At 67.7% G+C, this 23338-nt stretch carries 22 protein-coding genes; 16 read left to right on the forward strand and 6 right to left on the reverse strand.

The window, feature by feature from the left end; all coding sequences use genetic code 11:
* Nucleotides 1–70: 70 nt before the first annotated feature.
* The 4 genes from JOF48_RS17860 to JOF48_RS17875 form a co-directional block, all read right to left on the reverse strand.
* Nucleotides 71–1939, reverse strand: a complete 1869-nt coding sequence (locus tag JOF48_RS17860; protein WP_209683128.1) for a glycoside hydrolase family 5 protein — start codon at nucleotides 1937–1939, stop codon at nucleotides 71–73.
* The gene (locus tag JOF48_RS17865; RefSeq protein WP_209683131.1) at nucleotides 1864–2451 is read right to left on the reverse strand and encodes a hypothetical protein; all 588 of its coding nucleotides are present in this window, start codon (nucleotides 2449–2451) and stop codon (nucleotides 1864–1866) included. The genes JOF48_RS17860 and JOF48_RS17865 overlap by 76 nt, the downstream gene beginning before the upstream one ends.
* Nucleotides 2452–2602: 151 nt before the next feature.
* Nucleotides 2603–3184, reverse strand: a complete 582-nt coding sequence (locus JOF48_RS17870) for an antibiotic biosynthesis monooxygenase (RefSeq protein WP_209683134.1) — start codon at nucleotides 3182–3184, stop codon at nucleotides 2603–2605.
* A gap of 60 nt (nucleotides 3185–3244) precedes the next feature.
* Entirely contained in the window at nucleotides 3245–4459 is a 1215-nt protein-coding gene (locus JOF48_RS17875) for an AI-2E family transporter (RefSeq protein WP_209683138.1), read from the reverse strand.
* A gap of 509 nt (nucleotides 4460–4968) precedes the next feature.
* Here JOF48_RS17875 and JOF48_RS17880 point away from each other — a divergent pair.
* Nucleotides 4969–5340, forward strand: a complete 372-nt coding sequence (locus JOF48_RS17880) for a VOC family protein (protein ID WP_209683140.1) — start codon at nucleotides 4969–4971, stop codon at nucleotides 5338–5340.
* Between the two features lie 121 nt (nucleotides 5341–5461).
* A complete protein-coding gene (gene arfB / locus JOF48_RS17885; protein WP_209683143.1) occupies nucleotides 5462–5884 on the forward strand; it encodes an alternative ribosome rescue aminoacyl-tRNA hydrolase ArfB in 423 nt (140 codons plus the stop codon).
* Between the two features lie 10 nt (nucleotides 5885–5894).
* On the opposite strand, the gene JOF48_RS17890 is transcribed toward arfB, so the two are convergent.
* Nucleotides 5895–6188: a DUF503 domain-containing protein gene (locus JOF48_RS17890; protein WP_209683146.1), complete on the reverse strand. Its 294-nt coding sequence runs from the start codon at nucleotides 6186–6188 to the stop codon at nucleotides 5895–5897.
* A gap of 79 nt (nucleotides 6189–6267) precedes the next feature.
* Between JOF48_RS17890 and JOF48_RS17895 the strand changes: the two genes are divergently transcribed.
* The 13 genes from JOF48_RS17895 (at nucleotide 6268) to JOF48_RS17955 (ending at nucleotide 22266) form a co-directional block, all read left to right on the forward strand.
* Complete coding sequence (locus tag JOF48_RS17895; RefSeq protein WP_209683148.1) at nucleotides 6268–6924, forward strand: nucleotidyltransferase family protein; 657 nt, start codon at nucleotides 6268–6270, stop codon at nucleotides 6922–6924.
* 245 nt (nucleotides 6925–7169) lie between these two features.
* A complete protein-coding gene (locus JOF48_RS17900) occupies nucleotides 7170–8198 on the forward strand; it encodes a LacI family DNA-binding transcriptional regulator (protein WP_209683151.1) in 1029 nt (342 codons plus the stop codon).
* 106 nt (nucleotides 8199–8304) lie between these two features.
* Nucleotides 8305–9036 (forward strand): HAD family hydrolase, encoded by a 732-nt coding sequence (locus JOF48_RS17905; protein WP_209683154.1) that lies wholly within the window; start codon nucleotides 8305–8307, stop codon nucleotides 9034–9036.
* A 114-nt stretch (nucleotides 9037–9150) separates the two neighbouring features.
* Entirely contained in the window at nucleotides 9151–11439 is a 2289-nt protein-coding gene (locus JOF48_RS17910) for a glycoside hydrolase family 65 protein (RefSeq protein WP_209683157.1), read from the forward strand.
* A 136-nt stretch (nucleotides 11440–11575) separates the two neighbouring features.
* Nucleotides 11576–13090, forward strand: coding sequence for a reverse transcriptase family protein (locus tag JOF48_RS17915; protein WP_209683159.1), 1515 nt, complete (start codon nucleotides 11576–11578; stop codon nucleotides 13088–13090).
* Between the two features lie 160 nt (nucleotides 13091–13250).
* The gene (locus JOF48_RS17920) at nucleotides 13251–14132 is read left to right on the forward strand and encodes an AAA family ATPase (RefSeq protein ID WP_209683162.1); all 882 of its coding nucleotides are present in this window, start codon (nucleotides 13251–13253) and stop codon (nucleotides 14130–14132) included.
* Between the two features lie 3 nt (nucleotides 14133–14135).
* Nucleotides 14136–15284: a vWA domain-containing protein gene (locus JOF48_RS17925; protein WP_209683165.1), complete on the forward strand. Its 1149-nt coding sequence runs from the start codon at nucleotides 14136–14138 to the stop codon at nucleotides 15282–15284.
* Entirely contained in the window at nucleotides 15277–16422 is a 1146-nt protein-coding gene (locus JOF48_RS17930; protein WP_209683168.1) for an XdhC family protein, read from the forward strand. The genes JOF48_RS17925 and JOF48_RS17930 overlap by 8 nt, the downstream gene beginning before the upstream one ends.
* Nucleotides 16423–16536: 114 nt before the next feature.
* Nucleotides 16537–17076: a (2Fe-2S)-binding protein gene (locus JOF48_RS17935; protein WP_209683171.1), complete on the forward strand. Its 540-nt coding sequence runs from the start codon at nucleotides 16537–16539 to the stop codon at nucleotides 17074–17076.
* Complete coding sequence (locus JOF48_RS17940; protein ID WP_209683175.1) at nucleotides 17073–19457, forward strand: xanthine dehydrogenase family protein molybdopterin-binding subunit; 2385 nt, start codon at nucleotides 17073–17075, stop codon at nucleotides 19455–19457. The genes JOF48_RS17935 and JOF48_RS17940 overlap by 4 nt, the downstream gene beginning before the upstream one ends.
* Entirely contained in the window at nucleotides 19454–20332 is an 879-nt protein-coding gene (locus JOF48_RS17945) for an FAD binding domain-containing protein (RefSeq protein WP_209683178.1), read from the forward strand. Before JOF48_RS17940 ends, JOF48_RS17945 begins: the two co-directional genes overlap by 4 nt.
* A 6-nt stretch (nucleotides 20333–20338) precedes the next feature.
* Nucleotides 20339–21076, forward strand: coding sequence for an SRPBCC family protein (locus JOF48_RS17950; RefSeq protein WP_209683181.1), 738 nt, complete (start codon nucleotides 20339–20341; stop codon nucleotides 21074–21076).
* A gap of 704 nt (nucleotides 21077–21780) precedes the next feature.
* Nucleotides 21781–22266, forward strand: a complete 486-nt coding sequence (locus tag JOF48_RS17955; protein ID WP_425353726.1) for an FBP domain-containing protein — start codon at nucleotides 21781–21783, stop codon at nucleotides 22264–22266.
* A 54-nt stretch (nucleotides 22267–22320) separates the two neighbouring features.
* Here the strand turns inward: JOF48_RS17955 and JOF48_RS17960 are convergent, their stop codons facing one another.
* Nucleotides 22321–22728, reverse strand: a complete 408-nt coding sequence (locus JOF48_RS17960) for a RidA family protein (protein WP_209683187.1) — start codon at nucleotides 22726–22728, stop codon at nucleotides 22321–22323.
* A 56-nt stretch (nucleotides 22729–22784) separates the two neighbouring features.
* On the opposite strand from JOF48_RS17960, the gene JOF48_RS17965 reads away from it, so the two are divergent.
* A complete protein-coding gene (locus JOF48_RS17965; RefSeq protein WP_209683189.1) occupies nucleotides 22785–23189 on the forward strand; it encodes a winged helix-turn-helix transcriptional regulator in 405 nt (134 codons plus the stop codon).
* Nucleotides 23190–23338: the final 149 nt, after the last annotated feature.

A 23338-nucleotide genomic window follows, 5' to 3' on the forward strand; every position in this document is an offset into this window, starting at 1 on the left:
CCCGATTCCCCTCCGCGACCTGGTTTCGCGGAGGGGAAATCGTGCTTAAGGACGTCCGTGCGGCGGTCTGCTATCGGCCGTTGAGCGTGTAGCTGCCCTCTGCGCAACCGGTCATGGACCAGCCGCCCTGGACACGGCTGAGCTTCACGCCTGTGACGCCCGTGCCGTCCAGGGCGGGCCTGGCCTTCCCGGGAATCCACACTTCCAGGCCGCAGCTGGGTTCGGCGGTCGATCCGGCAAGTTCAAAGACCGGGCCGGCGGCCGAAAGCGATGTGAGTGTTCCGGGGGCCCGCTTGGGGTACGCCCGGCTGAGCAGTTCCAGCACGTCGGTCATGGGTTCCATGTCGTCTCCGGTGGCGCAATCCTCCATCATGAGTCCGTTGCCCGTGGGGCCGATGCCGTTTTGCGGATCACCGCACGCCTGCTTCCACACCCAGTAGGCGCTGCCCAACATGTGCAGGTCCTCGGCGGCGGCATAGCGCCCCATGCGCGAGAGCACGTCGGCATCCTCACCCCAGTATCCGTATTCCCCCGACCAGAGCGGGGCGTTGTAGCCGGCAGCAACACGCTGCGCCACGTCGAATTGGCGTTCCAGGCTGACGAAGGGCGGCAGGCCGAGGTCCCGGTCCATGGTGATGGATTCGGCGTAGAGGTGCGGGGAGAACACAAGGTTTCCATCCTTGGTGAATCCCGGGACAGGGCCGGTGTCAAAACCCAGCCCGGACCAGAAGATGCTCGGCTCAATGAACACGATCTGCTGCGCCCCGGCATCCCGGATCTCGTCGATGGCCGAGCCGTAAAACTCCGCCAGCTTAAACGCCGTCGTAACGGGTGCACTCTCGCCAAAGCCGGGCTCGTTGAGCAGGTCGAACCCTGCCACCATGGGCTCGTCCCGGAACTCGGCGGCAAGCTTCCCCCACGTCTGCGCCAGGGCGTCCCGGATTCCGTCCGTGTTGAAGAAGAAGTGCTGGAACGCGCGGTTTCCGGCGGGTGAGATATCGCGGCCGGTGAACTGGCACCGCGGTGCACCGTCGGTGATGGTGGCCCATTCCGGCGCCCCGTCATAGCCCCACATGGGCTCGGTCCCGGGCCGGCACTGCACATCCTCCGGGCTGGGCCCGTTCCACCAGCCGTCCTGGTGCATGTCCAGCACGGTATGGATCCCGTGCTTCTTCCCCCAGGTGACGGCCTCCTTGACCCGCCCCAGGTAGGCCGCATCAAGTTCGCCGCGCACCGGTTCCAGCGCCGACCACGAAATGTTCAGCCGCACCACATTGAGGCCGTAGCCGGCCATGGCCGCATAGTCTGCCTCGGTGAGCGGGCGGACCGCGGGCAGGGCGGGGTCATGCTGGTAAAGGTCCACGAGCTGGTTCACATTGGCCCCGCGCAGCAGCACCTGGTTGCCGTGCCCGTCCGTGATCCTGGAGTCCCGGGCGCGCAGGAAGTCCGCGGGCATGACTTCCGCGGCCGCCGCTTCCATGTCCCTGGAGGCGGCGGCCGGGGCGGGACCGGTGAGGTTCATGGCTGCCAGAAGCACGACGGCGCCCGCCGCGCCTGCCGCTGTTGCCGCGGCCGCCCTGGCGCCTCCCCCGCCGCGGGCGGTTCCCGCCCCTGCGGGCACCTTGTTGTGGAAACGGCCGGCAGCCAGCACGGCGAACCCTGCAATCCAGCCGGTGCAGGCGCCAAAGGCAATCCCGTCGGAAACCGCCACATACAGGACCATGACGGGCCAGATGTCGCCGCGAAAGCCGCCGTCGACCACCATGCCGATGAGTGCCTGGATGACACCCACGGCACCTCCGGCGACAAGGGCCGCGATCCACCCGCCCAGCATGCCCGGCACGCGCGCGCAAATGCTGCGCATCAGCGGCACCGCAAACAGAAGCAGGAGCAGCACAGCCCCCACGACGGACATGATGCCGCTGTCGTGGCGGGCCACGGGAACGCTGGTGCGTAGGCGGCACCCCTCCACAACTGGCCGGCCAGCACGGGCGCGGACAGGGCCAGGACCACGGCGGGCAGCCACGGATTCCCCGCCCCCTGCCGGACCCGTGTGCGCGAGCCGCCGAAGATTCGTGCCGCAGCGGCAACGATGAGCGCCGCCGGGACAGCCTTGGCGGCCACGAACCCGGCAGACCAGCCTGCAACGGACAGGTCCCAGGACATGGCGAATGCGGCGGCGGCCTGGGCCAGCAGCACGGCCAGGACCAGCCCCGCCGTGTGCGTCCAGAACCTCATGCCGGCGCGGGCCGTGGTCCACCAGGTCATGGCGAGCAGCACCGGGACAAAAATGAGGTACGGCGCCAGCGGCCACAGGCCCAGGTCAAAGCGCAGGGCCGCCCCCGACCACCCCACCAGCGCCAGCAGGCCTGTGGGGTCGGCCGCCGCCTGCGCCACCACCAGGACAACCATTGCGGACAACGCGACGACGGTGCGGCGGGGCAGTTTCATGACACTCCAGTGTGGCAAGGACGGCGGCCTGCACGGGCTGTACCGCACAGCAACTTATCGGGCCAGCATCTCCCGCCCCCGCCCCCGCGTCAATCCCGAACGGAGAATGGTTTCTCCGTTCCGCCGGAATCCAAGGTTCGGCGGCGGAATGTTACGTCCGCGGTGCGCGCACCCTCCGCGGCTTTTGCAGCCACGGGCGCAGCATCCGCATGCTCAGCGGCAGCAGCAGGTAGGTCATGAGTGGGGTCAGGATGCAGACGTTCAGCAGCACGGCCAGCACCACCGGCCAGCCCGCCGTCAGCGGGGAGAGAAGGAGATTGGAGAGAAGGCTGAGTGGAAAGAAGGGCAGGAAGATGCCCACGGCCTGTTTCCAGCGCGGCGGAACAACGGTTTCCGGAACGGTGATGGAAACATCGCCGGGCCGGTCAAACCAGCCCTCGATGCCCGTCCGGTGCTCCACGCGGGTGATTTCCATCAGGTCCCCGCCGCTGTCGATCCACCACCTGCGTTCATGGGAATCGTCCCAGGCCCGCAGCGTCTCCACGTCGGAGAAGCGGTACATGACATGCCACTCGTTGGACTCCGGGCTGGCCCGCACCCAGCCGGACCCCAAGTAGCCTGGCCATTCGCGGGCAAGTTCCTGTCCGGCATGCGCCCACGCCGCAAATTGCCGGTGGTAGCCGGGCTGGACGGTCCTGGCGACTGACACGGTGACTGGTTGAAGTTTGGGCACCGGACAAGTGTAGTGGAATTATGCAAGGCCTTCCCACCATGTGGACACCCGGGATCGGCCCTAGGAAGTGGGTTCCGTGTCTCCGCTGAGTGCGCGCAGGTGCTTGCTGTGCGGGCTCGACTCCAGGGCGATGGCCCGCACCAGCAGGGTGAGCGGGATGCACAGGATTGCCCCGATCGGCCCGATCACCAGTGTCCAGAAGACGACGCTGAAGAAGGTCAGGGTCATGGTCAGCCCGACGGCGTCGCTGACAAACTTGGGCTGCACCATGACCTGGAGCACCACGTTGACGACGCAGTACGCGGCCACAACAAGCAGGGCCAGGGGCCAGCCGCCCACGACGAGGGCGAAGATGGCCGGCGGGATGACGCCGATGATGAACCCGATGTTGGGGATGAAGTTGGTGACAAAGGCCAGCACGGCCCACACGATGGGGACCGGGATGCCCATCCACCACAGCAGCAGGCCGTCAACCACGGCAACAATCAGGCCGAAGGTGGCGTTCACGACATAGTACCGGCGGACACCCCGGAAGTAGCGCTCGGCGATAACGGCCGGGCGTGGGGCGAAGCCCACCTTCCGGCGGCCCAGCGTTGCGGCATCGGCGGCCATGAAAATGACGTACGCCAGCACAAAGAAGAATGCCGTAGCCAGGCCCAGGATGGAATCGGCCACCCCGTAGGCGGCGTTAAGGAGGAAACTCGGCGTCAGCCAGTCGAAGGCTCCCGCTGCGGTGGCAGGGTGGAAGCCGAGGGATCCGAGCGCCGAAACAAGGCTGTCCACCACGGCCGTGAATTCATCCGAGTAGTTGGGCAGCATCCTGATGAACTGCGCGGCGGCCACCGTGAGCAGCAGCCCGAGCCCTGCCAAAATGGCAAAGCTGACTGCCACGACGGCCGTGGTGGCGGCCCACCCGGGCCAGCCGCGGCGTTCCAGCGGGTGTCGGACCGGGTGGGCAATGATGACTATGACGGCGGCGACAGCAACAGGTGCCAGCACGTCCTTGGCGAACCATACGCCGACGAGTGCAACGACCGCCGCCGCCAGGTACAAGAGGATGCGTCCACCGGGCGCGTATCCGGTTCCGGCAGCCACCGAGCCGGCAGGCTTCGCGGGTGCAACGTCCGGGACGGACGGCGCCGCCTGGTCAGCAGCAGGGACCCCACCGGCGGCATCTGCTTCCTGCCCGGCCGTTTCAAGCAATTCGTCGGTGCCGGCGTCCGCGCCGGGCAATCCTGCGGAAGCCTCGTCCGAGACCGTTGCCTTTGATGCCACGATGTGATCCCCATTGTTCAAGATGATTGACTCGCCGCCCCAATCATTACACTGCGGGGTGGCCAACCGGCGGCACGGCGCGGTCACTGTGGCTGCGCCGCCCCGACGGGGAAGAACGCAAGGCAAGGCACGGCACGACCCGTGAAGGTGCCGGTTCCGCCGTTGTCCGCGGAGTGCCCCGGCCGTCATGCGCCGGCGCCGGTCAGTGGCTGGGCTTCTTGTACTGGCCGTGGGTGGCGACAAGTCCCATGACGACAGTGATCACGACGATGGCGGCGATGACGATGGCAAGTCCCATCATGTTCATGGCGGGTCAGCTCCTTCACTCCGGGCCGGGTTACCGGCGGTTGCGGCATCCGGCACGGACTGCCGCCTGTCTCCATCATGCACCCCCGGCACGGGACTGGCCAGAGCCGGACCCGCGGGGCGGCAGCCCAGCAGCCGAATCAGGCACCGGGCACACCGCCGGGGCTATCATCAAGGCACCACCCAGGAGAATGGAGCACACCATGGAGCTTGGCGCGTTTTCAGTCAGCCTCACCGTGAAAGACATCAAGGCCTCCGTGGCCTTCTACGAAAAACTCGGATTTGCCCCGCATGTGGGCGATGCGGGGCAGAACTGGCTGGTGATGAAAAACGGCAATGCCGTGATCGGGCTGTTCCAGGGCATGTTCGAGAAAAACGCCATCACGTTCAACCCGGGTTGGGACCATGAGGCACAGGCCCTGCCGCACTTCACGGACGTCAGGGACATCCAGCGCACGCTGCGGGAGGCGGGAATCGAATTTGAGGTCGCGGCGGACGAATCCGGCACCGGTCCGGCCAGCTTCATCGTCCTGGACCCGGACGGCAACCCGGTCATCGTCGACCAGCACGTCTAGCCCCTGCCGGAGTCCTGCCCGCTCCTTGCCCCATCCCGCAACTGACCCAGCCGCCGGGCAGGGCCGACGGCGCCGGCCGGCCTGCGCCACCGGCCCTGCCCGTGCGTGGCAAACTGGGGGAATGGACATAGTGGTTGGCCCGGCGCTCACGATTCCCGAAGCGGAGCTCAGCTGGCGCTTTTCTCGGTCGTCGGGGCCGGGCGGGCAGCACGTCAACACCTCCGACAGCCGGGTGGAACTGATGTGGAACGCGGCTGAATCGCCGGTCCTGAGCGATGAACAGCGGGCGGCCGTGCTGGCACAGCTGGGGCGCCGGCTGTCAGGCGGGGTGCTGACAGTGACTGCGCATGAGCAGCGCTCCCAACTGCGCAACCGGGAAATCGCCATGCAGAAACTGGGCGCCCTGGTGGCCGCGGCGCTCGCTCCCCCGCCAGCGTCCCGGCGTCCCACCAAGCCCACACGCGGTTCGAAGCGGCGGCACCAGGCGGCCAAGCAGCAGCGGTCCGCGACGAAGGCACTAAGGAGGCGTCCGCCGTCGGACTGAGCCGCGGAGTTCAGTCATCGCTGCTGAGAATCCGGCGCCGCGCGCTGAGCAGGTCAATCTCAGGAAGGGCGGCCACGTGGTTCTCCACGGCGTCCAGCACCTCCACCAAATGGGCCCTTTGCCCGGAGACAAGCCCCACGCCAACCATGGCACGCCGGTGCAGGTCCTGGTGGTCCACCTCCGCCACTGAAACGTCGAAGCGCTTGCGGATCTCGGCAATGACCGGCCGCAGCACCGACCGCTTCGCCTTCAGCGAATGAACATCGCCGAGCAGCACGTCAAATTCGATCCACCCAACCCACATGCCCACATCATCCCCTCCCCTGCCGATATTCGCCACCGCCATTCAATGACCGCCGGCCGCTGGCCGCTATGGTTGTCCCATGACACGCACGACGGCGGTTTTGCTGGCGGCAGGTGCCGGGACCCGGCTGGGGCTGGGGCCGAAGGCATTGCTGCCATTCCGCGGCACCACCCTGGTGGCCCATGCTGCGGGCGAACTGCTGCGCGGCGGCTGCACAGAGGTGGTGGTGGTCACTGGCGCCGGCGCAGGCGAAGTGGCCGCCGTACCCCTTCCCCCGGGCTGCCGGGTTGTTGTCAATCCCCGCTGGCAGGATGGCATGGGAAGCTCCTTCGCCGTGGGTGTCGCCGCGGCGCTGGACGGGCAGGGGCACCTGCCGCCTGCGGACGGAACCGTGTTGGTGGCGCTGGTGGACCAGCCCGGCATGGATGCGGCCCTCATCTCCACGCTCATCGCCCTGCACCGCCCCGGCAGGATCACGGCTGCAGGCTACCGCTCCGGCCACGGGGTCCCGGCCGGGCCCTCCGGCACCAGCGGCAGCCGTCCACCCCTGAGGCGCGGAAACCCCGTGGTGTTCACCCTGGCCCACGCCGCCGGGGCCGCCGCCATGGCATCGGGTGATTCCGCCGCGCGCGCCTATCTCAAGGCCCACGCCGACGTGGTGGACCTTGTTGATTTCAGCCCTTTCACCGACGGGGCCGACGTGGACACTCCCGCCGACCTGCACCTGCTGCAATAAGGCCGGCACTGCCGTGCCGCGCCGGGAAACAGCTCTCATTGCGTGGCCCCGTTGTAAGCGCTTACAATGGAGCCGATGTGTTCGATTGCCCCGTTTTTCAGGGGTTTTTTCAAAAACATCTGATCCGCCTGTTGAGGGTCCGGCAAGCATGCCCCCGGCCCAAACCGCCACGCCGCCTCAGCAGTCCACTGCGGTATGTTTGCCATCAACCAGGTTCCGAGAGGAAGGGCTCCACGCCGTGTTTCATGTCTGAGGTTCAGCGCGCCACCATCCAGGACGTTGCCCTGCTGTCGGGGCTGTCCATCTGCACGGTGTCCCGGGCGCTGCGCGGGCTGCCAAACGTGTCGGAAGCTGCCCAGGCCAAGGTGGCCGGCGCCGCGGCAAAACTGGGATATGTGGCGTCCGCAGCGGCATCGCGCCTGGCCGGCGGCAGCACCCGCTCCGTCGCCATCATCACACCCACCGCGACCACGTGGTTTTTTGCCCATGCAGTGGAAGCTGCGGAGCAGGTCTTTGCCGACAGCGGCCTGGACACCATGCTCATCAGCCTGCGCAACGACCCCGCCGTGCACAGCCGCATCTTTGCCGACCTCTCGGGACTGGCACAAAAGGTTGACGGCGTCCTGCTGCTCAACGTGGAGCTGACGGAAGGGCAGATCCATGCCCTGGACGCTTCCTCCCTGGCGGTGGCCAGCGTGGGCATGCACGACGTCCCCTGGGACAATGTGGGCATCGACAACGTCCAGGCCGCCCGCACCGCGACGGAGCACCTGCTGGACCTGGGCCACTGGGACCTGGCCATCCTGTGTGACAGGGAGAAGGGCGCCCGCTCCGTGCTGACCGCCACGGACCGGCTCCGCGGCTTCACGGAGGCGCTGGCCGGCCACGACCTGACGGTGGATGCCGACCTTGTGGTGGGTGCCCCTTCCACCATCGACGGCGGGCGGCGCGCCATGTCAGAGCTCATTGAAAACCGCAGGGTGCCCACCGCCGTTTTCGCCGGTTGCGATGAAACTGCGTTCGGGGCCATGGCCGCACTGCGGGAACATGGTCTCTCCGCCCCCAGGAACATCTCCATCGTGGGACTCGATGAGCACCCGATGAGCCATTTTCTGGGCCTGAGCACGGTCCAGCAGCCCGTGGCGGACCAGGGCGCGTTTGGCGCCAACCTCCTCGTCGAACGCCTGCACAACCCCGAAACCGCACCGGAACCGGCCAGCCACCTTTTGCCGACGTCCCTGATGGTGCGCGACAGCAGCCGCCGAAGACGCTGAGCCTGCCAGCTTTCAAGCACGGGCTGCTCACCAAAATGCCATTCAAGCCACTGCACGACCCTCCCGCCACCGCCCCCGCAATGCGCACCGTTCCGAAAGGACCCCCATGACCACCCCCTCCCCCTCCAATCCGTGGTCCGGCGCCAAGGCCATCCTTTTTGACCTGGACGGCGTGCTCACCCCCACGGCGGATGTCCACGAGGAGGCGTGGCAGCACTTGTTTGACGGCTATCTCAGTAGCATCGGCTCCACCGAGGGATACCGCGGCAGCGACTATTTTGAACACATCGACGGCAAGCCCCGCTTCGACGGCGTCCGGGACTTCCTCGCCTCTCGCGGCATCACCCTGCCGGAGGGCGGGCTGGGAGACATGCCGTCGCTGGAGACGGTCCATGGCCTGGGCAACCGCAAGAACAAGGTCTTCAATGACATCATCGCCAACGACGGTGTGACCCCTTACCCCGGGTCGGTGCGGTTCATCGCCGAGGCCCAGTCCCGGGGACTGATCCTGGCCGTGGTCTCCTCGTCCCGGAATGCGCCGGCCGTGCTGAAGGCCGCCGGCCTGGAGCGGCACTTCCCGATCGTCGTCGACGGGCAGGTGGCCAATGCGAAGGGGCTGCCCGGGAAGCCGGATCCGGCCACCTACCTGTATGCGGCGGAGCAGCTGGGACTGCCCGCCAACACCTGCATCGTGGTGGAGGACGCCGTTTCCGGCGTGCAGGCCGGGGCCGGTGCAGACTTCCACTCGGTGATAGGCGTCAACCGGGGGGCAGGTGCCCAAACCTTGCTTGATGCCGGAGCCAGCTACGTTGTGGACGACCTCGCCGAACTCCTGTAGCCGGTACGGCCGGCGGTCCCGCCCCGGACAGGCGCAGCCCGCACCAAGGAACCCCACCCGTTTTTCGAACTTCCCAGCTAACAACACCTCCCAGCAACAAGGACTGCTACCGCCATGGCATTGATCTCTTCGGACCGCACCCGCTTTCCCTCCGACCCGTGGAGGGTGGTGGAAACCTCACACGCCCCCGGCAAGGCCGGCGCACTGGAAACCATTTTTGCCTTGGGCAACGGGCATTTGGGCATCCGCGGCGCACACTGGTCCCCGGCCGACGCCGCACTGCCGGGCACGTTCATCAACGGCTTCCACGAGACGTGGGAGATCAAGCATGCGGAAAACGCCTTTGGCTTCGCCCGCACGGGGCAGCGGATCCTGCATGTCCCGGACGCCAACAACTACACCGTGGTGATCGACGGGGAGAAACTGACGCTGGCAGGGTCCACCGTCCTGGACTACCGGCGCACCGTGGACTTTGCCACCGGCATCTACACGACGGCGATCACCTGGGAGTGCCGCTCCGGGGCCGTGGTGCAGACGGTCGGCCGCCGGGCCGTGGGCTTTGCCGTGCGCAGCAGCCTGGGCCTGTCCCTGGAGCTCACGAGCGACAGGATGGTCTCGGTGGACATCACCTCATCCCTGGTCAACCGGCAGGACCAGCCCGTCGAGGACCACACGGTGGCCGACCCCCGCCGCGCCGGCCGCCATGCCGGACGGGTGCTGGAACCTCTGGCCCTGGACGGCAGCGGCGGCTCGCTGCGCATGTCCTGGCAGGCGGCCGAATCCAAACAGCGGGTGGGCGTTGCGCTCGACCATGCCTTTTCAACAGGCGTGCAGCCGATCGACACCGTTGTGGACCAGGATGTGAGCAGCGTCCGCTACGTGCTGGCCATACCTGCCGGGGAAACCGTGGCCATGGAGAAGTCCGTCAGCTACGCCGTGGCCGAAGCCCACGAGGACGTCGACGTGCGTGCGGCGGCCGCGGCCGAGCTGCGTCCGGTGGCGGAGATCTTCGCCGACAGTGAGGCGCACTTTGCACGCTATTGGGCCACGAGCGACATTGTCGTTGGCGGCGGCGAGGAACTGCAGCAGGCCGTGCGGTGGAACTTGTTCCAGCTGGCGCAGGCAACAGCGCGGGCCGACGTTGCCGGCATCCCTGCCAAGGGCGTAACAGGTTCCGGCTACGAGGGCCACTACTTCTGGGACCAGGAAATCTACCTGCTTCCCTACCTGAGCTACACCAACCCGGGGGCGGCCCGGGATGTGCTGCAGTTCCGGCACAACCTGCTGCCGCTGGCCAGGGAGCGGGCCACCGAGTTGAGCGTGGACGGGGCCATGTTCCCCTGGCGGACCATCGCCGGACTGGAAGCCAGCGCGTATTACGCCGCAGGCACGGCACAGTTCCACATCGGCGCGGCCATCGCCTTCGCGGCGAACCGCTACGTGTGGGCCACCGGCGACACGGAGTTCCGTGACCACCAGGCCACCGACCTGCTGGTCGAGACGGCCCGCATGTGGGTCTCCCTGGGCTTTTTCGGGGCGGACGGGGCGTTCCACATCCACGGCGTGACCGGCCCGGATGAGTACACGGCCGTGGTCAACGACAACCTCTACACCAACGTCATGGCCCGCTTCAACCTGCGCGCCGCCGCAGCCTGCCGCCGCGATGATGTCTCCGACGAGGAGCGCGCCGTCTGGCAGGAGGCTGCCGACCGCATGCACCTGCCCTTCGACCGCACCCACAACGTGTACGCCCAGGACAACGACTTCATGACGCTCGAACCCTGGGACTGGAACACGCCCCGGGAGAAGTACCCGCTGCTGCTGCACTTCCACCCGCTGGTCATCTACCGCCACCAGGTGCTCAAGCAGGCCGACACCGTGCTGGCCATGTTCCTGCAGTGGCAGGAGTTCACGGCGGATGAAAAGCGCCGCGCCTTTGAGTTCTACGACCCCATCACCACCGGCGACTCCACCCTCTCCGCCTGCGTCCAGGGCATCATGGCGGCCGAGGTGGGCCATCCCATGGAGGCGCTGGAGCACTTCACCGAGGCCGTCTTCATCGATCTGGACGATTCCCACAACAACACGGTCGACGGCGTGCACATCGCCTCCGCCGGCGGCATCTGGAGCTCCCTCGTGTCGGGCTTCGCCGGCATGCGGGACCAGGGGCTCATGCTCTACTTCGACCCCCGCCTGCCTGCCGGATGGGACGGCATCGACTTCCAGCTGAAGGTCCGGGGCGGCCTGCTGGGCGTGTCGCTCACGCATGGGGAGATTGCGTTCACGTACGACGGCGCCAGCCGCTTGTCCCTGAAGGTCCGGGACACGGTGGTCGCCGTGGGTGCGGGGCAGCCCGCCAAGGTGGCACTGAAAGATGACGTGAAGCTGTCGTTGGCCGAGTAACCGGCGTCGAACGTCATTTTCGCAAGAGCGGACGCAACCGTCAGTTAGCATGGCCGTATGCGATGGTTTCTTCGATGAGGCGGGAAGCGGCCTTTGGCGCGCATCCCTCCCCGGGGCTACCCCGGGGCACGAAATATTGCCTGATCCATGCACCGCAGGTGCGGCACTGCGCTCCGCGCAGCTGCGCACCCGCACAGACAGCCGGGTCATCGGGGAAGCCATCGCAGCCATGACCGCTCAGCCTCGCGCCAGAGCAGCCGGGCGCGCCGATCCGGCTGTGGCCCCTGTTACCGCGGCGTCGGCAACCCTGAAGCGCACGCCCCGCCCCTCGCCAACCGCCATTGCCGCGACACTGGCACAGGCCTTCCTCAGTTCCCCTGACTGGTCCAAGCCGGCCCTCATGGAGTCCGGCGCCCAAGTTTTGGGCGCCCGGCGGCGTTGGCTGGGACCGCTGGCAGCCCAGGTTCTGCGGAGCCATCCCCGCCCACCCGTGGACGCCCCGCGCGAGCTGGCCGCGCTGGTACTGGTGAGCGAACCGTTTGTGGAGGCGCTCGCCAAGTCCGTGCAGCAACGCAAACCAATCCATTTGGCCCGCTACGTGCTGGCCGCCGGCGCGGCCCGCGACAGCCAGGTCCGCGGTGCCCCGCGGATCGACACCGTGGGCGCGTTGGCCGCGCGGCTCGGGCTGGGCGTCGGGGAGCTCGACTGGTTTGCCGACCCCCGGCACTGGAACAGGCGGGCCGATGCGCGCCTGCAGCACTACCGCTACCGGTGGCTGGTGCGCCCGGGCCGCGTGCCCCGGCTGTTGGAGATCCCCCGCCCACGGCTGCGCTTCCTGCAGCGTGCCGTGCTGCGGGAACTGCTCCACCCATTGCCGCTGCACGATGCCGCCCACGGTTTCGTGCCCGGCCGCAGTGCCGTCACAGGCGCCGCACAGCACACCGGGCGGGCCGTCGTGGTGAACCTTGACTTGGCTTCATTCTTCGCACATGTCACCGCAGGGCGCGTGTTTGGCGTACTCCGCCAGGCCGGGTTCACCGAGGCCGTGGCGCACCAGCTCACCGGCCTGTGCACGCATGTCGTGCCGCCGCGCATCCTGGTCCAGATGCCTCCCGGCGGCGACCCTGCCGACCGGCTGGCCCTGCGCCAGGCGCTCTCGCTCCCCCACCTTCCCCAGGGTGCACCCACCTCCCCCACCCTGGCGAACCTGTCACTGCGCCGGCTGGATTCCCGCCTTGCGGGCCTCGCTGAAAAGTTCGACGGCGGCTACACCAGGTACGCCGACGACCTCGCCTTTAGCGGCGGCCGGGACATGCTGCGCCGGGCAGACGCACTGGTCCGCGCGGCGGGCACGATTGTCGAAGATGAGGGCCACCGCCTCAACCGCCTGAAATCCCGGGTGCGTCCGGCGGGAACGCGCCAGGCCGTCACCTCGGTCGTGGTCAACGAACGCACCAACTTGGCCCGTGACGACTTTGACCGGCTCAAGGCAATCATCCACAACTGCCGCGTGCACGGGCCGGAGTCGCAGAACCGGGACTCCGTGCCCGAATTCCGCAGCCACCTGCTGGGCCGCATTTCCTGGCTTTCGTCGCTCAACCCGGCCCGGGGCGCAAGGCTGCGGCAGGCGTTTGACCTCATCACTTGGTGACGGTCCGTCCCGCAAAGCCGGGGGCGTCGACGTGCAGGCTTGTCGCACACCGGCCTCCCGCCGCCCGCCAGCTCGCTGCGGGGCCCTCGGCCGCAATCGCACACCGGCCTCCCGCCGCTCGCCAGCTCGCGCGGGGCCCTCGGCCGCTATGCTTGGGGGCATGACGACGACGTCCACTGCCTCCGCGTCCGCCCTCGCGGCCAGCCTGGCCGAAACCGGCTACCTGGCCGACGAGGGGCTGGCCACCATCGCCTACCTCGCCATGGCCATGGAAAGGCCGCTGCTGCTGGAGGGCGAGCCCGGCACCGGCAAGACGGCCATGGCCGAAGCCATCGCCGAAGCGTTCGGCCTGCCGCTCATCCGGCTCCAGTGCTATGAAGGGATCGACGCCGCACAGGCACTCTACGACTGGGACTTCACCGCGCAAATACTGCACCTGCGCAGCGTTGAGGCCGGCGGCGGAAACCCTGGCACGGAAGAACTCGAGAAATCGCTCTACGACGAACGGTTCCTGCTGGCCCGGCCCATACTCAAGGCGCTGCAGCAAAGCCCGGCAGTGCTGCTGATCGACGAAATTGACCGGGCCGACGACGAATTTGAGGCCTTCCTGCTTGAAGTCCTCTCCAATTACCAGGTTTCCATTCCGGAATTTGGCACGGTCAAGGCTGCCACCCCTCCCATCGTGGTGCTCACCTCAAACCGCACCCGCGACCTCCATGACGCGTTGAAGCGCCGCTGCCTTTACCACTGGATCGACCATCCAGGACTGGCCCGCGAGGTGCAGATCGTGCGCACCCGGCTCCCCCAGGTTCCCGTGCTGCTGGCCGAGCAGGTGGTCCGGGCCGTGCAGCAGATCCGGGCCACGGACGATGTCATGAAGCCGCCCGGAGTGGCCGAAACCCTCGACTGGGCCAGGGCGCTGCACCTGCTCGGCAGCGCCGAACTCGACCTGGAATCGGCCGCCGCCAGCATCGGGGCCCTGTGCAAATACCGCGAAGACACCGCACGCGTCACGGCCACGCTGGCCAGGATCCTGGGCTGAGCCATGGCGGCGGCCCATCCGGCAGCGACGGCACATGGCGGACCGGCGACGTCCGGCGCCTCCGCCGAGGAGATCCTCCTGGCCTTCGCCGCTGCCCTCCGCAATGCCGGTGTCAAGGTCACTGCGGATCGGTCGCGCAGCTTTGTCGACGCCGTGGCGCACCTGTCCATGGCGCACCGTGCCGATGTGTTTTGGGCCGGCCGGGCAACGCTGTGCGCGGCCCCCGAGGACCTCGAAACCTACCAGCGGACCTTCGAGAGCTGGTTCGCGCCGGCGCATGTGCCGGGCGGAGCACCCCAGGGCTCGCCGATCCCCGTGAAGGCCGCCTCCCTGGACGACGACAGCGGAACAGGCTCCGACACGGACGGAGAGGAGGCCCTGCAGGCGGTGGCTAGCCGCCGCGAGCTGCTGCGCCACCGCGACGTGGCCACCCTCGATGATGCTGACCGGGAACTGCTGCACCGCATGTTCGCGGATCTTCCCGTTGCTCTGCCCACCCGCCAAAGCCGGCGCAGGCACACGGCCCGCCACGGCAGCATCGACCAGGTCCGCACCTTGCGCGAACAGCTTCGTCGGGGCGGCGAACCCGGCCCGCTGAAATATGGCAGGGCCCCCCGAAAACCCCGGAGGGTGGTGTGGCTGGTGGACGTCTCCGGTTCCATGGCGCCCTACGCGGACAGCCTGCTGCGCCTGGCCCACCGCGTCCTCCAGGAGGCGCCGTCGCAGGTGGAGGTGTTTACGCTCGGCACCCGCCTGACACGGGTCACCGCCGCACTCAAACTGCCCGACCCCGACGACGCCCTGGCCCAGGCCGGGCGCACCGTGCCGGACTGGCAGGGAGGCACCCGGCTCGGCGAGGTCCTGCGGGCGTTCAACGACAGGTGGGGGCAGCGCGCGGTGGCGAGGTCCGCCGTCGTGATTGTGGCCAGTGACGGCTGGGAGCGCGGGAGTTCCGAACTGCTGGGCCGGCAGGCGGAGCGGCTGCACCATGTGGCCCGGCGCGTCATCTGGGCCAACCCGCACCGGGGTAAAAACGGCTATGAACCCGTGCAGCAGGGAATCAGGGCCGTCCTGCCGCACGTTGATTACTTTGTAGGGGGCCACTCATTGAAGAGCTTCGAGGAGTTGTTGGGCGTGATGGGCAATGCGTGAAGTGTTGAAGGATTTGGTGGAGGCCGTGGAAGCCGGGCACACGGTGGGGCTGGGGACGGTGGTGCGCACCTTCCGCTCGGCGCCGCGGCCGGCGGGCGCCTCCATGATGGTCGACGCCGGCGGGCTGGCTGTGGGGTCCGTGTCCGGCGGGTGTGTGGAGGGCGCCCTGTACGAGCTCGCCACCGAGGTCGCGGCGGACGGGACGCCGGTGCTGCAGCGCTACGGCATCAGCGACGACGACGCCTTCGAGGTGGGGCTGACGTGCGGGGGCATCATCGACGTCTTCGTCGAGGCTGTTTCCAGGGAGACGTTTCCGGAGCTGGCCCATGTGGCCGCGGAGGTGGCTGCGGACCGGCCCGTGGCCGTGGTGACGGTGATCGAGCACCCCGACCGGGCTTGGCTGGGCCGGCACCTGGTGGTGCACCCTGACGGCTTCGAGGGAACGCTCGGTTCCGAGCGCGCCGACCATGCCGTCAGCGACGACGCCATGGGGCTGCTGGCCGCGGGCCGCAATACGACGCTCATGTACGGCCCGGACGGCGAACGGCGCGGGGACGGCATGCGCGTGTTTGTGGCCAGTTTTGCCCCGCAGCCGCGCATGCTTGTTTTTGGTGCGATCGACTTCGCCGCCGCCGTGGCCAGGCAGGGCAGCTTCCTGGGCTACCGCGTGACGGTGTGCGACGCCCGCGCCGTGTTCGCCACGAAGGCCCGCTTCCCCGTGGCCGACGAGGTGGTGGTGGAATGGCCGCACCGCTACCTGCAGGCGCAGATCGACGCCGGGCTCATCGACGCCCGCACCGTGATCTGCGTGCTCACGCACGACCCCAAGTTCGACGTGCCCCTCCTGGAGGTGGCGCTGCGCCACGACGTCGCGTATGTGGGCGCCATGGGCTCGCGCAAGACCCACGACGACCGCCTGGACCGGCTGCGCGAGGCGGGCCTGGCCGGCGTCGAACTTGAAAGGCTCTCCAGCCCCATCGGCCTGGACCTGGGCTCGCGCACTCCGGAGGAGACGGCCGTCTCCATCGCGGCGGAGATCATTGCCCTGCGCTGGGGCGGTGCCGGCGGGCGGCTGAGCCTCATGGACACGCGCATCCACCACGTGCCCGTGGCCGATGCCGAGCACGAGGGTGCGTGAGCCGGCCGCGCCATGGGGCCTAACTTTTCCGGGGCCGCTCATGTAACGTAAGGCACATCATGGGCTGGAGCATTGCTGCTTGGCATGAGCTCCACGGATATTTAGGAGATCTCAATGGCGAGTTCCAAATCCATCCACGTCGAGGTTGACGGCGTCAGCTACGAGGACGACGTCGAACCCCGGCTTTTGCTGGTCCAGTACCTTCGCGAACGGCTGGGAAAGACCGGGACGCTGATTGGCTGCGACACCACCAACTGCGGAGCCTGCACCGTGCACCTGGACGGTGAGAGCGTGAAGTCCTGCACCATGTTTGCCGTGCAGGCCGACGGCCGAAAGGTCACCACCATCGAGGGCATGGCACAGGACGGCCGGCTGGCCCCGATGCAGGAGGCGTTCCACCAGTGCCACGCGCTGCAGTGCGGCTTCTGCACCCCGGGCATGATCATGCAGTCGGCGTCCCTGCTGAAGGAGAACCCGAACCCCACCGAGACCGAGATCCGGGAAGGGCTGGAGGGCAACCTCTGCCGCTGCACCGGGTACCAGAACATCGTGGCCGCAGTAAAGAGCGTGGCGGACGGCGTGGCATACGGCGACTCCGGCGTCTCGGTGGCCGAATCCCTCGTTGAAGATGCAGAATCGGCAGGTGTGTCATGACCGCCACGGCAACCCCGAAACCGGAAATTGGCACGGCCAGGCTGCGCAAGGAAGACGCCCACCTGATCACGGGCCGCTCCCGCTTCACCGACAACATGGTGCTGCCGGGCATGCTGCACCTGGCCATGGTGCGCAGCCCGTTCGCCCACGCAAAGATCACCTCCGTTGACGTTGCCGCGGCCAAGGCCTCCCCCGGCGTCCTCGACGTCCTGACCGGCGCCGACGTGGCGCAAGAGCAGGGCTCACTGCCCAACGCCTGGCCCATCACCCCGGACCAAAAAGCACCCGCCCACCCGTCGGTCGCCGTGGACGAGGTGGCCTTCTCCGGGGAAATCGTGGCCGTGATCATCGCCCGCAGCGTGGCCGCCGCCCGTGACGCCGTCGAGCTTGTCGACGTGGACTACGAAGAGCTGCCGGTGGTCATGGACCTCGAGGAGGCCTACACGGACAAGGTCCTGGCCCACACCTCGCTGGACTCCAACAAGTCCGCCACCTGGGTGTTTGATTCGGCCCAGGCCGGCACGGGCACCGACGTTGACGCCGAACTGGCCGCCTCCGACGTGGTGGTGGAGCGGACCCTGTACCAGCAGCGGCTGATCCCGGCATTCATGGAGCCCCGCTCCACCGTGGTGGACCCCACCGGCCAGCAGATCACCATGTGGAGCGCCACGCAGATCCCGCACATCCTGCGGCTCATGCTGGCCCTGACGCTGGGCATCCCCGAAGGCAAGCTGCGCGTCGTCGCCCCTGACGTGGGAGGCGGTTTCGGCGGCAAGCTGCAGGTCACGCCCGAGGAAGTCATCACCCTGCTGGCGGCCCGGCGCATGGGCAAGCCGGTCAAGTACACCGAGACCCGCAGCGAATCCCTGCAGGCCGCCCACCACGGCAGGGCACAGGTCCAGCGGCTGAAGATCGGCGCCACGAAGGACGGCATCGTCACCGGCCTGCACGTGGACCTGCTGGCAGACATGGGCGCCTACCTGGGCCTGGTCACCTCCGGCGTCCCCATCCTGGGCGCGTTCATGTACAACTCCATCTACAAGTTCCCGTCCTACCGCTTTGAGTGCCACAACATCTTCACCAACAAGGCGTGGACGGACGCCTACCGCGGCGCCGGCCGGCCCGAAGCCACCTTTGCCATCGAGCGGATGATGGACGAGCTGGCCGTGGAGCTGGACATGGACCCCCTCGAACTGCGCGAGAAGAACTGGATCAAGCACGAGGAGTTCCCCTTCGCCACGGTGGCCGGGCTGGAATACGACACCGGCAACTACGAGGCCGCCACGGAGAAGGCCGTGGAACTCTTCGACTACGACGGCTTCCGGGCGGAGCAAAAGCGCCGCCGCGACGCCGGCGACACCGTGCAGCTGGGCATCGGCATCTCCACGTTCACGGAGATGTGCGGGCTGGCCCCGTCCCGCGTGCTCGGCTCGCTGAGCTACGGCGCCGGCGGCTGGGAACACGCCCAGGTGCGGATGCTGCCCACCGGAAACGTCGAAGTGGTCACCGGTTCCTCGGCGCACGGGCAGGGCCACGAAACCGCGTGGAGCCAGCTCGTTGCGGACCGGCTCGGCGTGCCGTTTGAGAATGTGGAGGTGCTGCACGGCGACACCCAGGTGTCCCAGCGCGGCCTCGACACCTACGGCTCCCGGTCCCTCTCCGTGGGCGGCATGGCGGTGCTGGCCGCGGCCGACAAGGTCATCGAGAAGGCCAAGGTCATTGCCGCGCACCTGATGGAGGCCAACGAGGACGACCTCGAGTTTGCCCACGGCGCCTTCACCGTCAAGGGCACGGACCAGTCCACGGCCATCGGCGAGGTTGCCCTCGCCGTGTTCGCGGCACACAACATGCCCGACGGAGTGGAGCCCAACCTGGATTCCGAGGCCACCTTCGACCCCGTCAACTTCTCCTACCCGCACGGCACCCACCTGGCGGCCATGGAGGTGGACACCGAAACCGGCGAGGCCCGCATCCTCAAGTACGTGTGCGTGGACGATGTCGGGGTGGTGGTCAACCCCATGCTCGTGGAGGGGCAGGTGCACGGCGGCCTGGCCCAGGGCATCGCCCAGGCACTCTACGAGGAAGCCGTCTACGACGACGCCGGGACCCTCGTCTCGGGATCGTTCGTGGACTACCTCGTCCCGAGCGCACCGGACCTGCCTCACTACATCACGGCCCGCACGGAGACCCCGGCAACCAGCAACCAGCTGGGTGCGAAGGGCGTGGGCGAGGCCGGCACCATCGCCTCCACCCCCGCGATCGTCAACGGGGTGTTGGACGCCATCCGCCACCTCGGCGTGACGGACATCAAGATGCCGTGCACGCCCTCGCGTGTGTGGCATGCCCTGCAGGAAGCCAAGACCACCGGAGGTGTGCAGTGATCCCCAGCGCATTTGACTATGCCGCGCCAACCACGGTCGAGGAGGCGCTGTCCCTGCTCGCCGGCGCCGACGCATCAGGTGACGACGTCAAGCTGCTCGCCGGCGGCCAGAGCCTGATCCCGGTCATGAAGCTGCGTATGGCCGACCCCTCCCTGGTGGTTGACCTGGGCAGGGTTGCCGGCCTTTCCGGCATCACGGACGACGGCGGATCCCTCACCATTGGTGCCATGACCCCGCACCACACGGTGGCCACGGACTCACTGGTGATGGCCCACGCGCCATTGCTCGCGCAGGCGGCGCAGACGGTGGCGGACCCACAGGTGCGCCACCGCGGCACCATTGGCGGGGCACTTGTCCACGCCGACCCGGCCGGCGACATGCCCGCCCCGGTGCTGGCGCTGGACGCCACGTTCAACATCACCGGAACTAACGGCACACGCTCCGTGGCCGCCGCCGACTTCTTCCAGGGCTACTTCACCACGGCCGTGGAGGAGGGCGAGATCCTCACCAGCATCACGGTTCCGAAGTACACCGGGTGGGGCTCCCACTATGAGAAGTTCACGCGGGTCGCCCAGCAGTGGTCCATCGTGGCCGTGGCTGCCGCCATCAGGGTGGAAGGCGGCACAATCGCCGAGGCCCGGCTGGGGCTGACCAACATGTCCAGCGTGCCGCTGCGGGCAGCATCCACTGAGGCCGCGCTAGCCGGCTGCGAGCTGCGGGAGGATGCCATTGCGGCAGCCTGCGCGCATGCCGCGGATGGCACCGAGCCCGCCAGCGACCTCAACGGCGACGCCGCCTACCGGCGCCACCTCGCAACGGTGATGGCCCGGCGCGCGGTGCTGGCCGCCGTCGGACTTCACGGGCTGAAGGGGTAGACGGAGATGGAACTCAAGCACCACTTCACCGTGCCCACACCGCTGGAGGACACGTGGCACTCCTTCAACCAGCTGGAGGAGATTGCCCCGTGCTTTCCCGGCGCCACGCTGACCGGCGTGGAGGGCGACACCTTCACCGGCACGGTCAAGGTCAAGCTGGGGCCGATCGCCATGATGTATGCCGGGACCGGGCAGTTTCTGAGCCGCGACGAGGCGTCGCACACCGTGGTGATTGAGGCGCAGGGCAAGGACAAGCGCGGCAACGGCACGGCCGGTGCCACCGTGACGGCGGTGCTGTCGGCGGCCGGCAGCGGAACGCAGGTGGACGTGTCCACCGACATGAACGTCACGGGCAAGCCGGCACAGTTTGGCCGGGGCGTCATCCAGGACATCTCGGACAAGCTCCTGGAACAGTTTGTGCAGTGCGTCATCAAGAAGGCGGAGGAGCCGGAGGCGGCGGTGGAGGCGCCGGCCGGTTCCGTGCCGCCGCCGGTCGCCGCGGCCCCCGCGCCTGTCACCGCTGCCACGCCGGGCACGCCGGCGCCACCCGCCCCGCCGCAGGGCAGCAGTGAACCCAGGCACGCCGCTCCCCCGCCGCCCCATCCCGGGCCGCCCGCCGCTGCCGCCGAACTGGACTTGGGTTCGGCGATCCTTCCGGTGCTGGCCAAGCGGTTTGCCCCGCTGCTGGCTGCGGCAGCCGTTCTGGTGCTCGTCGTGGCCTGTTGCCGCAGAAGGCGCAAGTAGCCAACCACGTGGGCCGGCCATCACGGCCGGCCCACACCTTTCGCCCCTCTTTCATTTTCATTCCCAACGCCCTCGCAGCAATGGCTGGTTTTTCCACGACGCCCGCGCAGCATTGGTCAACCTTTCCCGACTCTTGTTTCACTTGTGGCTCCACCATTGGTCCGGGCCGCCGAACCGGGGCCAAACCCGCCGCGCCTCCACGCCGCAATCACCGAACCGGGGTGAAGCTCGCGAGACAGGTGTAGGTAGCACGCCTATTTCGCGGGGTTGACCCATCTTCGGCGAAGCAGGGCCCGCGGCATGCGGTTTTGCCCCTTCCTCTGCGCGCGGCAGTGTGCCCAAGACCCGGTGGGCCGCAAAGTCTGCACCACCGCTTCCACGGAAGAGTCAGGCGGGCCGCTTCGCCCCGACGCCGTCGCATCAATGCTCACTTTCCTCCGGCTCGGTGCCACCCACGGCGGGTGTAGACTCTCACGCGTGTTGAATTTTTCTGCTGTTGCAAAGCCCTCAGGGCGTTTGGAGGTCGCCGGCATTTCCCAGGCCGGCGGCAGATAGCCCTGTCCCACCAGTGAATTGCGGCCCCTTAAGTGCAGCCGCCCGCCAGCCGCGCCTACGCCCGGCCGGCAACTCTCCACCACACCACACAGCCCGCGGCGGCACGCCCGCGCGGGCGGGACAGAATCGACACTTCAACCATGCTTCCCATGACCGAAAAACAAATTCGCGCCTCCTTCACCAACGCATCGATGAGGGAGCGCAACAACCTGACCCTGCCGGAGGACTTTGAGTCCACCCGGTGGGAGGACCTTGACTTCATCGGCTGGCGCGACCGCAAGTACCCCGGCATTGGCTACGTCATTGCCTGGGTTGACGGGACTGCCTCCGGACTGTTGTTCCGGCACGTCGAAGGCCGGATTCGTTCCCGGGCCCAATGCGCCTGGTGCGAGGACGTCACCCTGCCCAACGACGTCGTTTATTTCACCGCCAAACGACCCGGTGCCGCCGGCCGCAACGGCAACACGGTGGCCACCCTCATGTGCGCCAACTTTGAATGCTCCACCAATGTCCGGCGGCCCGCGCCGCCGGCGTATGTTGGATTCGATGTTGACGCGGCGCGCCGGGAACGCATTGCCTCGTTGCAGTCCCAGGTCCATGACTTCATGGCAAGGATGCATGCCGAAACGGATTAGTCCCTGGGTGGGGCACCAGGACACACTCTCCTGTGGTGTCCCACCCGGACAGTTTCAATCCAGCAGGGCCGTGGCCTCAATTTCCACGCGAAGGCCCGGCTCAAACAATTGCGCAACTCCTATCAGGGACGCCGGCGGCATGGGCAGCGTCAAGTTCGTGTCAGCCGCAGCCATTTCCACCCCCGCCATGAACCCCTCCATCTGGTCCGGGCTCCAGTCCGTGACATAAAACGTCAGTCTCACCACATCCTTGAATCCGGCGCCGGCCGCTGCAAGCCCTTGGGCAACATTTCGCAGCGCCTGGGCAACTTGTGCAGCAAGCCCCGGCGGAACGTCCCGGCCATCCGACATGTGGGCAACCTGGCCGGCAACGTGGACCTGCCTGGTGCCCGTTCCGACGGCGACATGGTGGTACGGCGCATCCGGAACCAAGGCGGATGGACTCAAATACTGAACTGGCATGGTCTGCTCCCTTGATGACCCTGCAGGATTGCAGGTATAAAACATATACTTGGTGCATGGAAGTCACTGCAACGAAACCTGGTTCCCCCGGGGAGACCCCCGCAGAGGTCATGACGATCTCCATGGCACACAGGGAGCTGCTTGATCAAGTACTGGACAAGTGGTCCCTGCAGGTCCTCGCGGAGCTGTGCACGGCCCCGCAGCGGTTCAATGAACTGCGCCGCGCCATTCCGGCAGTCAGCCAAAAGTCACTGACGAACACGTTGCGGCGGCTGGAGCGCAACGGCGTGGTTGAGCGGCTGGTCATCTCGTCGCGCCCCGTGGCCGTGGAGTACCGCATCACTCCGCTGGGCAAGACCATGCGGGACCCCATTGACAGGCTTCTTGAATGGGCGGCACAGCACATGATGGACATTGAAAGGGCTCGGGACCGGTTTGAGGGACTCGATCCCGGGCGCTGATGAATCCGGTGCTGCGGCAGGAAAGCAACCGATCAGCAGGCGCAGCGTTCCGAGTGTGGGACTTGGCGGGCGCGCCCCCTCCGTGGCTGGCGTCACACTGGCGTAGAGTTGATTGAACACGCACATTCTAGGTACGGGACTCTCACTAA

The sequence above is a fragment of the Arthrobacter stackebrandtii genome, from assembly GCF_017876675.1.
In the GTDB taxonomy this organism is placed as follows: domain Bacteria; phylum Actinomycetota; class Actinomycetes; order Actinomycetales; family Micrococcaceae; genus Specibacter; species Specibacter stackebrandtii.